Source organism: Pseudooctadecabacter sp., from assembly GCF_965657175.1.
Classification (GTDB): Bacteria; Pseudomonadota; Alphaproteobacteria; order Rhodobacterales; family Rhodobacteraceae; genus Octadecabacter.
Window position 1 is genome coordinate 53,594 of record NZ_CBFHNH010000003.1, and the last position, 12,715, is coordinate 66,308.

At 59.8% G+C, this 12,715-nt stretch carries 11 protein-coding genes; 9 read left to right on the top strand and 2 right to left on the bottom strand.

What is annotated here, in order from left to right:
• Window positions 1-33 precede the first annotated feature (33 nt).
• The 8 genes from xsc to ACTG36_RS04275 all read left to right on the top strand — a co-directional run bounded on the left by xsc (window position 34) and on the right by ACTG36_RS04275 (window position 9,335).
• Window positions 34-1,812 (top strand): sulfoacetaldehyde acetyltransferase, encoded by a 1,779-nt coding sequence (gene xsc, locus ACTG36_RS04240; RefSeq protein ID WP_375279920.1) that lies wholly within the window; start codon window positions 34-36, stop codon window positions 1,810-1,812.
• A gap of 74 nt (window positions 1,813-1,886) precedes the next feature.
• Window positions 1,887-2,804 (top strand): phosphate acyltransferase, encoded by a 918-nt coding sequence (locus ACTG36_RS04245; protein WP_375279921.1) that lies wholly within the window; start codon window positions 1,887-1,889, stop codon window positions 2,802-2,804.
• A complete protein-coding gene (locus ACTG36_RS04250) occupies window positions 2,804-3,877 on the top strand; it encodes an acetate/propionate family kinase (protein ID WP_375279922.1) in 1,074 nt (357 codons plus the stop codon). The genes ACTG36_RS04245 and ACTG36_RS04250 overlap by 1 nt, the downstream gene beginning before the upstream one ends.
• Complete coding sequence (locus ACTG36_RS04255; protein ID WP_439141540.1) at window positions 3,877-4,638, top strand: TSUP family transporter; 762 nt, start codon at window positions 3,877-3,879, stop codon at window positions 4,636-4,638. The genes ACTG36_RS04250 and ACTG36_RS04255 overlap by 1 nt, the downstream gene beginning before the upstream one ends.
• 17 nt (window positions 4,639-4,655) lie before the next feature.
• Window positions 4,656-7,493 carry a molybdopterin oxidoreductase family protein gene (locus ACTG36_RS04260; protein ID WP_439141542.1) on the top strand — a complete coding sequence of 946 codons (2,838 nt, stop codon included), beginning with the start codon at window positions 4,656-4,658 and terminating at the stop codon, window positions 7,491-7,493.
• Complete coding sequence (locus ACTG36_RS04265) at window positions 7,490-7,675, top strand: hypothetical protein (RefSeq protein WP_375279925.1); 186 nt, start codon at window positions 7,490-7,492, stop codon at window positions 7,673-7,675. The genes ACTG36_RS04260 and ACTG36_RS04265 overlap by 4 nt, the downstream gene beginning before the upstream one ends.
• Window positions 7,672-8,439, top strand: coding sequence for a 4Fe-4S dicluster domain-containing protein (locus ACTG36_RS04270; protein WP_375279926.1), 768 nt, complete (start codon window positions 7,672-7,674; stop codon window positions 8,437-8,439). The genes ACTG36_RS04265 and ACTG36_RS04270 overlap by 4 nt, the downstream gene beginning before the upstream one ends.
• Window positions 8,439-9,335 (top strand): dimethyl sulfoxide reductase anchor subunit family protein, encoded by an 897-nt coding sequence (locus ACTG36_RS04275; RefSeq protein ID WP_375279927.1) that lies wholly within the window; start codon window positions 8,439-8,441, stop codon window positions 9,333-9,335. Before ACTG36_RS04270 ends, ACTG36_RS04275 begins: the two co-directional genes overlap by 1 nt.
• 108 nt (window positions 9,336-9,443) lie before the next feature.
• On the opposite strand, the gene ACTG36_RS04280 is transcribed toward ACTG36_RS04275, so the two are convergent.
• A complete protein-coding gene (locus ACTG36_RS04280) occupies window positions 9,444-10,505 on the bottom strand; it encodes an ABC transporter ATP-binding protein (RefSeq protein WP_375279928.1) in 1,062 nt (353 codons plus the stop codon).
• 15 nt (window positions 10,506-10,520) lie between these two features.
• Window positions 10,521-11,309 carry an IclR family transcriptional regulator gene (locus tag ACTG36_RS04285; RefSeq protein WP_375279929.1) on the bottom strand — a complete coding sequence of 263 codons (789 nt, stop codon included), beginning with the start codon at window positions 11,307-11,309 and terminating at the stop codon, window positions 10,521-10,523.
• A 136-nt stretch (window positions 11,310-11,445) separates the two neighbouring features.
• Here ACTG36_RS04285 and ACTG36_RS04290 point away from each other — a divergent pair, with 136 nt between their 5' ends.
• Window positions 11,446-12,702, top strand: coding sequence for an ABC transporter substrate-binding protein (locus ACTG36_RS04290; protein ID WP_375279930.1), 1,257 nt, complete (start codon window positions 11,446-11,448; stop codon window positions 12,700-12,702).
• The last annotated feature ends 13 nt before the right edge of the window (window positions 12,703-12,715 follow it).

The following is a 12,715-nucleotide window of genomic DNA, read 5'->3' on the forward strand; positions in this document are numbered from 1 at the left end:
GTTGGGCCAAATTTGATCAGAGGGGATTCCCAAATGAAAATGACCACCGAAGAAGCCTTCGTTAAAACGCTTCAGGCCCATGGCATCGACAATGCCTTTGGGATCATCGGCTCCGCGATGATGCCGATCTCCGACATTTTTCCAGATGCGGGCATCACCTTCTGGGATTGCGCCCACGAAGGCTCTGCGGGAATGATGGCCGATGGCTACACCCGTGCGACCGGTGCAATGTCCATGATGATCGCCCAAAACGGCCCCGGCATCACGAACTTCGTCACTGCCGTGAAAACCGCCTATTGGAACCACACACCGTGTTTGCTGGTCACGCCGCAGGCCGCCAACAAGACCATCGGTCAGGGCGGTTTTCAGGAAATGGAACAGATGAACCTGTTCGCTGACTGTGTTGCCTACCAAGAAGAAGTCCGCGACCCCACCCGCGTGGCTGAGGTCCTGACCCGCGTGATCGCCAAGGCAAAGCGCCTGTCCGGTCCCGCCCAGATCAACATCCCTCGCGATTTCTGGACCCAAGTGGTCGACATCGAAATCCCTGAGCCGATTGAATTCGAAGTCTCCGGCGGTGGTGAAAACTCCGTCAAAAAAGCGGCTGAGTTGATTTCTGCAGCGAAGAACCCTGTCATCCTGAACGGTGCCGGTGTGGTTCTGTCCGAAGGCGGTATTGAAGCCTCCAAGGCGCTGGCCGAAAAGCTCGATGCACCTGTCTGCGTGGGCTATCAACACAACGACGCTTTCCCTGGCTCCCACCCGCTGTTCGCAGGCCCGCTGGGCTACAACGGGTCCAAGGCTGGCATGGAATTGATCAAGGACGCCGATGTTGTCGTCTGCCTTGGCACGCGCCTTAACCCGTTTTCCACCCTGCCTGGCTATGGCATGGATTACTGGCCCACAGACGCCAAGATTATTCAGGTCGACATCAACCCCGACCGCATCGGCCTGACCAAAAAGGTCACCGTGGGCATCGTAGGTGACGCGGCCAAGGTGGCCAAAGGCCTCCTTGAAAACCTTAGCGCGAATGCAGGCGACGCAGGCCGTGACGCCCGCAAAGCCAAGATCGCTGAAACCAAATCCCGTTGGGCGCAGCAACTGTCCTCCATGGACCACGAGGACGACGATCCAGGCACCACTTGGAACGAACGCGCCCGCGCGGACAAGCCGGATTGGATGTCCCCACGGATGGCATGGCGCGCGATCCAAAGCGCGCTGCCCCGTGAGGCGATCATCTCCTCCGACATCGGCAACAACTGCGCCATCGGCAACGCCTATCCTGACTTCGACGAAGGTCGTAAGTATCTGGCGCCTGGCCTGTTCGGCCCTTGTGGCTATGGCCTGCCTGCCATCGTGGGTGCGAAAATTGGCCAACGCGATGTGCCTGTGGTTGGCTTCGCCGGTGACGGCGCCTTCGGCATCGCGGTCAACGAACTCACAGCGATTGGTCGCGGTGAATGGCCTGCGGTCACGCAGATCGTCTTCCGTAACTACCAGTGGGGCGCGGAAAAGCGGAACTCCACCCTGTGGTTCGACGACAACTTCGTGGGCACCGAGTTGGACACAGAAGTGTCCTACGCCGGCATCGCCAACGCCTGTGGCCTGAAGGGCGTCGTTGCCCGCACGCAGGAAGAACTGACTGACGCGCTGAACCAAGCGATCAAGGACCAGATGGAAAACGGCGTGACCACGCTGATTGAAGCCATGATCAATCAGGAACTGGGTGAACCCTTCCGCCGCGACGCCATGAAGAAGCCTGTGGCCGTGGCTGGTATTTCCAAGGACGACATGAAGCCACAGCTGGCTTAATACGTGTTGTAAAACCTTCGGCCGGGGCGGGATTTTCTCGCCCCGGCCATACGTATCTTTAAGGGGACCCCACCATGACTTTCCTGTCCAATGACGCGGCTGAGGCCCCCGCCCATATCATCAAGCTCGCCCAAGCCTTGCCCAGCCCCCGCGTGGCCATCGCCCGCGCAGGCGCGCCGCTGCCCATGCTGGCCGCCAAAGAGGCGACAGAGGCCAATATGATGGTCCCGATCTTCACCGGCGAACGCCACATGATCGAAGACGAAGCCGCCAAGCTGGATTGGGACATTTCCGAATTCGAAATTATCGAGGCTGACGGCGAGGTCGACAGCGGCATGGCCGCCGCAAAGGCCTGTGGCGAGGGCCGCGCGGATGTCTTGATGAAAGGCCAGCTGCACACCGACGCCTTCATGCGCGCCGCCGTCGCCCGCGACAACGGGCTGCGCACCGGCAAACGGTTCGTGCACATCTTCCACATCACCAAGGGCGATCAAGCCATCACCATTTCGGATGCCGCTGTAAACGTGTCCCCCAACCTCGACACCCGCAAAGACGCCACGGCTGAGGTTGTGACCCTGCTGCACAAGATCGGAAATCCCCGTCCCAAGGTGGCGTTTTTGTCCGCCACCGAAAGCCCGATCGACAGCGTGCCATCGTCGGTCGAAGGCCGCGACTTGCGGGACTGGGCGGCGGACAACATCGCGGACGCCGATTTCTCCGGCCCCTTGGCGTTTGATCTGATCATGTCGCCCAAGGCCGTTGAGGCCAAAAAAATCACAGGTGACCCCGTGGCCGGACAGGCGGATGCAATCATTGTGCCCGACATCGTATCGGGCAATGCGCTTTTCAAATCCTTCGTCTACCTTACCGGTGGCTGTGCGGGTGGCATCGTTATGGGGGCCAAGGTCCCAATCCTGCTGACGTCCCGCGCTGACCCTGCGGCGGCGCGCCTGTCGTCCATCGCCCTTGGGGCCATTGTGGCGGCTGGCTGATGATTTTGGTCGTCAATGCCGGATCGTCCTCGATCAAGGTGGCGGTGTTCCAGCCCACGGACACGGCTGACCTGACGGAGGTCATGGCAGGCCAGGTCAGCGGCATCGGCGGCCCCTTGGCCCATATCGATCTGGGCACCGACGACAAAGACATCGCAGCCCCCGATCATGACGCCGCCCTGACAGCGATCCTGACCAGCCTTGCCGCCCAAGGCATCACAACGCAGACACTGACAGCCGCCGCCCACCGCGTGGTCCACGGCGGTACGACCCTTGTGGCCCCCTGCCGCGTCGATGACGATGTGGTCGCAGGGATCGAGGCGGCCATTCCATTGGCCCCCCTGCACAACCCCAACAACCTTGCCGGTATCCGCGCGCTGCAAACGCTGGCGCCGGACCTGCCGCAGTTTGCCAGTTTCGGCACGGCCTTCCACGCGACCAATCCTGATGTGGCCACGTCATATGCGATCCCTGCGGAAGACCGCGCCATGGGTATTCGCCGCTACGGGTTTCATGGACTCAGCTATGCGTGGATCGTCACGCAGTTTGGCGATGACATCCCGTCCCGTTTGCTGGCCCTGCACCTCGGTTCGGGTGCATCGCTTTGCGCGATCAAGGATGGCAAATCCGTCGCCACTTCCATGGGTTATTCACCGCTGGACGGGTTGACCATGGGCACGCGGTCCGGTGCGATTGACGGCATGGCCGTCCTGCGGATGGCTGAAATTCACGGAATGGACGAGGCCGCGCGGCGTTTGAACAAAGACAGTGGCCTCAAGGGGCTTGGCGGGGCTAACGACATGCGCTTGCTGCTGGCCGCTGACACGCCGGAGGCGAATTTCGCCGTCGATCATTTTTGCTACTGGGCCGCACGGCACGCCGGGTCCGCACTGGTCGCCATGGGCGGCATTGACGCGGTCGTCTTTACGGGCGGCATCGGCCAGAACTCCGCTGACATTCGCGACCGGATCATGGCGCATCTGGCCTTTCTGGGCGACATCCCTGTCCACGTCGTTGAAACCCACGAAGAACGCCAGATCGCACTGGATGCCGTTAAACTGGGGGCCGCGTAATGGACTGGGCCTTGCAGATCACCGACCTGAGCCAAGGGACATTTCTAGCCCTCGTCGCGATCACATTTGTCGCGGGCATCGTGCGCGGGTTCTCGGGCTTTGCGCTGTCGGCCTTGGTGATGGCATCGGCGGCGACATTCCTTGCCCCCGTCCTGTTGATCCCCATCCTGTGGTTTTTGGAAATGTCCGCCAGCCTGATGATGGCGCGCGCGGGCATCAAAGACGCGGATCGCGGTGTGGCGATGTTGTTGGTGGCGGGGTCCGTCATCGGCTGGCCACTGGGGCTGTGGCTCACGCTTTCGATGCAGGTCGACACCTCCCGCGCGGTGGCCCTGTCGATCATCGTGGTCCTCGCTGTGCTGCAGCTGGGTAAGGTCCGTATCCCCGGCCTGCCGTCCAAGGCAGGCACCCTCACACCAGGCATTCTGGCAGGCATCGGATCAGGGCTGGCCCACGTCGGCGGCATGGTCATCGCGCTTTACGTGTTATCACTGGGCAGTGCGGCGCGGTCCATGCGCGGCACACTGGTGCTGTTTTTGTTTGCCTCAGGCTTTTTCTCTCTCTTCATCCAACTCGGGTTTGGCACCATGACGACCACCGCCGCTGCCCGTGGGCTACTGCTGATCCCGCCGACGCTGCTTGGCGTCTGGCTGGGCACCAAGTTGTTCATCCCCAGATGGGAATCCTACTATAAACCCTTCTGCCTCTCCCTTCTGATCGGCCTTGCATCCCTAGGCCTGATCCGCACCCAAATCGTCTGACATTGAAAGGTCCTGATATGCCCAAAGATCAACCGGTCCTCGACACATCCCCCAAGGTCTCAGACGAGGTGCGCAAAACCACCTGCTACATGTGCGCCTGCCGCTGCGGCATCAATGTGCACATGAAGGACGGCAAAGTCGCCTATATCGAAGGCAACAAGGACCACCCCGTGAACCAAGGCGTTCTGTGCGCGAAAGGCTCCGCCGGGATCATGCAGGTCAACGCGCCATCCCGCTTGAAGGCACCGTTGAAACGGGTCGGCCCGCGCGGGTCCGGCGAATTCGAGGAGATCAGCTGGGAAGAGGCCCTGACCATCGCCACCGACTGGCTGAAACCTGTGCGCGAAAAGCACCCCGAAAAGCTCGCGTTTTTCACGGGCCGCGATCAGTCGCAATCGTTCACGTCGCTTTGGGCGCAGGGCTTCGGCACGCCCAATTATGCAGCCCACGGTGGCTTTTGTTCGGTGAATATGGCCGCCGCTGGCATCTACACCATGGGCGGCGCGTTCTGGGAATTCGGCCAGCCCGATTGGGACCATACAAAAATGTTCGTTCTCTTTGGCGTCGCCGAAGACCACGACAGCAACCCGATCAAAATGGGGATCGGCAAAATCAAGGCCCGCGGCGCGCGTGTTGTGGGCGTGACCCCGATCCGGTCCGGCTATAACGCCGTGGCCGACGATTGGTTTGGCATCACACCAGGCACCGACGGTTTGCTGATCATGGCCCTGATCCATGAGTTGTTTAAGGCGGGCAAACTGGACCTCGACTACCTTGCACGTTTCACCAATGCGTCTTGCATCGTAAACGAAGACCCAAACAGCCCAGACAACGGCCTGCTGCTGCGTGACGGCGACGGCCAGCCGCTGGTCATCGACCGCAACACCGGCGAACTGGCCCCTTGGAACGGTCAAGGCGTTGAACCCGACCTGCGCGCCACCCACCGCCACGCAGGCGTCACCCACCGCCCTGTCTTCCACCTGATGGCCGACCGGTTCCTCGACGTGAAATACGCGCCTGAAAACGTAGCCGCCCAGACAGGGATCGAGGCGTCGCGCATCAAACGCCTTGCAGCCGACATGGCGCGCGTCGCCTTTGACGAAGCGATTGAACTGGACCGTCCATGGACAGACTTCCGTGGCAAAAAGCACGACAAAATGGTGGGCCGCCCCGTTTCCATGCACTCCATGCGCGGGATTTCGGCGCATTCCAACGGGTTCCAGACCTGCCGCGCGCTGCACACGCTGCAGATCACCTTGGGCGCCGTGGAAACGCCCGGCGGCATGCGCTTCAAACCGCCCTACCCCAAACCCGCCACAGCCCACCCCAAACCCCACGGCAAAGTCACACCGGGTGAGGCGCTGAACGGCCCGCACCTTGGCTTCACCCACGGGCCGGATGATCTGCTGCTGCACGACGACGGCTCCGCCATCCGCATCGACAAGGCGTTCACGTGGGAAAACCCCCTGTCGTCCCACGGTATGATGCACATGGTTATCGCGAACGCCCACGCGGGCGATCCGTACAGGATCGACACGCTGTTTATGTATATGGCGAACATGTCGTGGAATTCGTCCATGAACACGACCGCCGTGATGGACATGCTGACCGACAAGGACGAGGAAACAGGCGAATACGTCATCCCGCGCATCATCTATTCGGATGCCTATTCTTCGGAAATGGTGGCCTTCGCGGACCTGATCCTGCCTGACACCACCTATCTGGAACGCCACGATTGTATCTCACTCCTCGACCGTCCGATATGTGAGGCCGACGCCGTCGCTGACGCCATCCGCTGGCCCGTGGTGGAACCTGACCGCGACGTGCGCGGCTTCCAATCTGTGCTGTGCGACCTTGGCGCGCGCCTTGGCCTGCCCGGCTTTGTGAACGAAGACGGCACCCAGAAATACGAAGACTACGCCGATTACATCACCAACCACATGCGCCGCCCTGGCGTGGGGCCCTTGGCGGGTTGGCGCATGGGCGACGACGGCCTGACCGAAGGCCGCGGCCAACCCAATGATGCCCAGCTTGACGCCTACATCAAGAACGGCGGCTTCTGGATGAGCCACGTCCCCGAAGAGGCCGCCTATTACAAACCTTTCAATATGGCCTATCAGGATTGGGCGGTGAAAATGTCGTTCTACGACAGCCCCCAGCCCTATATCTTCACGCCTTACGTGGAACCGCTGCGCCGGATGCAACTGGCCGCCGAAGGTCATGGCGCAGTGCAGCCACCAGATCACCTGCGCGCGCGCATCACAGACACGATGGATCCGTTGCCTATGTGGTACGCGCCCCTCTCGGATGAGCTGACGGATACGTCCGAATACGACGTCCACGCCCTGACCCAACGCCCCATGGCGATGTATCACAGCTGGGGCACCCAGAACGCATGGCTGCGGCAAATCCACGGGGTGAACCCGCTTTATGTGCCCACCAAAATCTGGGAAAAGCATGGCTTTGCTGACGGCGACTGGGCCAAAGTCACCTCCCCCTCCGGCGTCATCACCGTGCCCGTCGCCCATATGGCCGCGCTCAATGAAAATACCGTCTGGACATGGAACGCTATTGGCAAACGCAAAGGCGCGTGGGCGCTGGACAATGACGCGCCCGAAACAACCAAAGGCTTTTTGCTGAACCACCTGATCCACGAACTCTTGCCCGAACAGGCCGACGGCATGCGCTGGTCCAATTCGGACCCGATCACAGGCCAAGCCGCTTGGTTCGACCTGCGCGTCAAGATCGAGAAAACCGCAGCCCCCAAAGGCCAGCAATCCCAGCCTGCGGCAGCTGCCCAAAAGGCCCCCGTGCCCAAAGGCCCCAAGGACCTGACATGGAAGGTGGGCAAATGAATAAAACCCTCGCCCTTATCTTCGCGGCACTGGCCCTGATGATCGGGTCCTTCGTCTGGTTCGTCGCCACATGGGATGCCTCCAAAGAGGAACCGATTGGTTTCGTTTTGCCAAAAATACTCGCCCCGCAGGGTCCATCCTCTGCCACAGGCACCGTCTTCATCGCAAAGGGAACAACATGACAACGCTCCCCACCTCCACCGACAAAAAGCTCGGCCTGGTTATCGATCTTGATACCTGTGTCGGCTGCCACGCCTGTGTGATCTCCTGCAAAGGGTGGAACACCGAAAACTATGGCGCGCCCTTGGCCGATACCGACGCCTATGGCGCGAACCCCTCGGGCACGTTCCTTAACCGCGTCCACTCGTACGAGGTTCAGCCGTCCGAAGGGGCAGCGCAGCTGATCCACTTCCCCAAATCCTGCCTGCACTGCGAAGACGCGCCTTGCGTCACCGTGTGTCCGACAGGGGCAAGCTACAAACGGGTCGAAGACGGTATCGTGCTGGTCAACGAACAAGACTGCATCGGCTGCGGGCTATGTGCATGGGCCTGCCCCTACGGCGCACGCGAAATGGACGCCGTCGAAAAGGTCATGAAAAAATGCACCCTGTGCGTCGACCGCATCTATAACGAAAACCTCCCCGAAGAGGACCGCGAACCGGCCTGCGTGCGCACCTGCCCCGCAGGCGCGCGCCACTTCGGGGACTTCGCGGACCCAACATCCAACGTCTCTACCCTGTCCGCAGAACGGGGCGGCATGGATCTGATGCCCGAAATGGGCACCAAGCCCGTGAACAAGTACCTGCCACCGCGCCCCAAAGACCGCGACAGGTCCGAAGACGTAGATATTCTGGCGCCTTTCCTTGAACCCGTCGCAGCCGAGGCCACCGGTTTCCTAGGCTGGCTGGACAAAGCCCTCGACGCCATGCCCGGAGGTAAGACCTAATGCATCCCGCACCATCCGTTATCCTGTTTTCCACGCTTTCCGGTCTGGGCTTCGGCCTGCTGGCCTTCCTTGGGTTTGGCATTCCGCAACCCACCGGTTTCTCGGCGTTCATCTGGTTTTTCAGCGCCTATGCACTGGCTGTGGGCGGCCTGATTTCATCGACGTTCCACCTCGGACACCCAGAACGCGCGCTGAAAGCGTTCAAACAATGGCGGTCCAGCTGGCTCAGCCGTGAAGGCATTTGTGCCGTGGCCGCCCTACTGGTCATGGGGCTTTACGCGAGTGCGGCCATCTTCTTTGCAACCCCCCTGCCTGTGATCGGGGTCATTGGCGCGGTCCTGTCCATCCTGACGGTGTTCACGACGGCAATGATCTATACCCAGATCAAGACCGTCCCGCGGTGGCACAACATCACCACACCCGCAATGTTTCTCAGCATCTGTATCGCCGGCGGCGCACTGTTGGCGGGACAAGCGGCCATCGCCATTCCCCTGCTGATCGTCGCGGCACTGGCGCAACTGGCCCATTGGATCATCGGGGACAAGGCGCTTGCGCAATCGGGCACCACCATGGCGACAGCGACTGGGCTGGGCGACCGTGGAACGGTCCGCGCCTTTGAACCACCCCACACAGGCACAAACTACCTGCTTAAGGAATTTGTCTATGTGATTGGCCGCAAACATGCCGCCAAACTGCGCATCATGTCGATGGCGTTGATGGTCATCATCCCAATTGTTTTCTTGGCGCTTACACAATTGGACAGCGTCAGCGGCAGCACCGATCACATCCTTGCAGGATTGGCCGTGCTGAGCCACCTTGTCGGCGTCTTTACGGCCCGCTGGCTGTTCTTTGCGCAAGCCGAACACGTGGTCGGGCTCTACTACGGCAAACGTTAAACGCAAAACGGGCCCCTAGCTGGGGCCCGTGTTCATTGGAGGGGGACCAAATCCTCCCAGAGGATTTGAAGTGACAGACTTTCAAAGAAAGTCTGCGCCCCGTGCGCTTTACGTACGGATGCGCATTTCTGTTTCACCGTCGAACAGATAAACGCGCTTGGTCTCAAAGGTGAGGCCAACCATCTGGCCTTCGCTCACCCGTTCATCACCACGTTCCTCGACAACAATCCGGTCGCCCGCCGGGCTGACCAGATAGGCGTAGCTGACGCCGCCAAGGCTTTCGACCAAATCAACGCGCAGCGCGCCGCCCGCATGATCAATGGCCAGATGTTCGGGTCGCAGACCCACATCCACCGACTTGCCTTTGTAGGCAGGTGCAATGCCGATCTCGATCGTTTGCTCCAGCCCCGGAACCTCAACCGCGCCGTCACCTGCGGTGCCTTTGATGAAATTCATCGCAGGCGATCCAATGAAGCCCGCGACGAATTTGTTGTCGGGGTCGCGGTACAATTCCATCGGCGCGCCCACCTGTTCGATATGGCCCAAACGCAGCACGACGATCTTGTCGGCCAAGGTCATCGCCTCAACCTGATCGTGGGTCACGTAGATCATCGTGGCGCCAATTTCTTTGTGCAGCCGCGCGATTTCCACGCGCATTTCTACCCGCAGTTCGGCATCAAGGTTGGAAAGGGGTTCGTCAAACAAGAACACCTCTGGCCCACGGACAATCGCACGGCCAATGGACACACGTTGACGTTGACCGCCGGACAAGGCGGCGGGCCTACGATCCAGATATTCATCAAGTTTGAGGATACGCGACGCTTCGGCCACCTTTTCCTCAATCACCTTTTTGGGGTGACCGTTCATCTTCAGGCCAAAGCCCATGTTCTCTTTCACGGTCATATGCGGGTAAAGCGCATAGGTCTGGAACACCATGGCCACACCACGCTGGGATGGGTCCATGTGGGTGACGTCGCGTGTCCCAATGCTCATGGAGCCGCCCGTTGTTTCCTCCAGCCCCGCAACCATCCGCAGCAAGGTGGACTTGCCGCAGCCCGACGGGCCGACAAAGACGCAGAACTCGCCGTCATCAATCTCAAGATCGATGCCATGGATCACCTGCACATCACCGTACTTCTTGATGACTTTGTTCATTGTTACGCCGGACATGTCTTAGCCCCTTTCTTAAGAAGTTGTCGCCGTGGCCGGAAAGTGCCAGGAACTGGCCTCTTTCGAGATGGCTTCAACAGTTGTTTGGATGCGCGGGACAAGGCTTTCCAGCCCCGCAAGGTTGGTGCGGGTCGTTGTGCTGGTGACAGACAAAGCCCCCAGCACACGGTTCGTTTCAGTCAGAATCGGCACTGCCACGCAGATGATGCCGGGTTCATGTTCTTCGCGATCAAAACCGTAACCGTTGGCGCGGATATCAGCGAGTTCATCACGCAGGCTTTCCGCCGATGTATGGGTTGTGTCCGTAAAGGCGTGGTAGCTTTGCTGGTCGAGAACCTGATCCAGTTCAGCATCGGGCAGATAGGCCATCATCGCTTTGCCCACGCCAGTGCAATAGGCCGGGCCGACTTTGCCCGATTGGCTGTACATCTGCACAGGTTCCGCCGCGTTGCGCTTGTCCACATAGATCACTTGCGCATGATCCAGCTGGGCCAGATGCACCGTTTCGCCCACATCCGCGCTCAACTGATCGATCTGCGCGCGTGCGATCGGGGCCAGTGACGCTGTTTGCCATGCCGCATGGGCAAGCCGGACCAGACGGACACCCGGTGAATAAGTCCCGCGTTCCGGATCGAACGACAGCATCCGTTGATTTGTGAGGGTTTGGACAAACCGGTAGAGAGTGGCCTTCGGAAAGGCAGACCCCTCCAGCAATTCGGCAAAACGCACCGGACGGCCATAAGATGCGACCTGATCCAGAACGTCCAATGCTTTACCAACTGTGCCGTCGCCCGACGTACTCACGGTATTTCCTCCCAATTCAGCGTGTCCTCCAACCTCGCCTGTTGACAACCATGGGCGAGTCGCGATTAAATTTCAATATTCAAAACCAAGTTTCAAATAATGAGACTGGTTAAGATGGAAGCTAAGGGAGGAAACCATGCATTCCATGATGAAAGCGTCCGTTGCGGCGCTCGCTTTGGGTGTCGCATCGACATCCGCATTCGCTGACGGTCACGCACTGTCCGGCGATCTTCGTATCGTATCCGATATGTCCAACCCTGCACCACGTGCAGTGATGGAAGGCCTCGTGGCCGACTTTGGGGAAATGCACCCCGACCTGAACATCGAGCTGACGATCGTTGATCGCGAAGCTTGGAAAACACAGATCCGGAACGCTCTGACGGCTGACGCGCCTGACGTTGTGAACTGGTATGCCGCGAACCGTATGGGTCCATACGTTGAAGCCGGTCTGTTCGAAGACGTGTCTGACATGTACGAAGACGGCAGCCTGCCAGGTCTGGACGCTGTGAAAGGCGCAATGACGCTGAACGGCGCACAGTGGGGCGTGCCATACACGTTCTACCAGTGGGGCATCTACTACCGCGAAGACATCTTCAACGAGCTGGGCCTGACTGAGCCCACCACGATGGAAGAAGAAATGGCCAACTGTCAGGTTATCCTCGACAGCGGTCGCAAGTGCTACGCCATCGGCACCAAGTTCCTTTGGACTGCTGGCGGTTGGTTCGACTACATGAACATGCGCACAAACGGCTTTGATTTCCACATGGAACTGGCCCGCGGCGAAGTTGAGTGGACAGACCCACGCGTTGTCGAAACATTCGAAAACTGGGCTCAACTGATCGAAATGGGCGCATTCATCGACGACCACCAGTCTTACAGCTGGCAGGAAGCGTTGAAGTTCATGACAGACGGTGACGCAACAGCATACCTCATCGGTAACTTCGCTGTGGCACCTATGCGTGACGCCGGTCTGGACGATAGCCAGATCGACTTCTACCAGTTCCCAACGATCGCAGACGTTCCACAGGGCGAAGACGCACCAACGGATACGTTCCACATCCCGGCTCAGGCGTCTAACAAAGACAACGCCCGTGCATTCCTGTCCTTCGTCGCATCTGCCGACGTTCAGACAGAAATCAACTCCGGTGACGCACTGGGTCAGCTGCCAATCAACGCAGACTCCAGCGTCGACGCAGACGAGTTCCTGGAGCAGGGCTTCGACATGCTGTCCAACAACGCCCAGGGCGGTGTTGCTCAGTTCTTCGACCGTGACTTCCCAGCCGAAATGGCATCTGTCGGCATGGAAGGCCTGCAGGAATTCATGGTGTTCCCCGAGAACCGTGACGACATCCTGGCCCGTCTGGAAGAAGCACGTCAGCGCATCTACCAGTAAGCTTTGACTTACC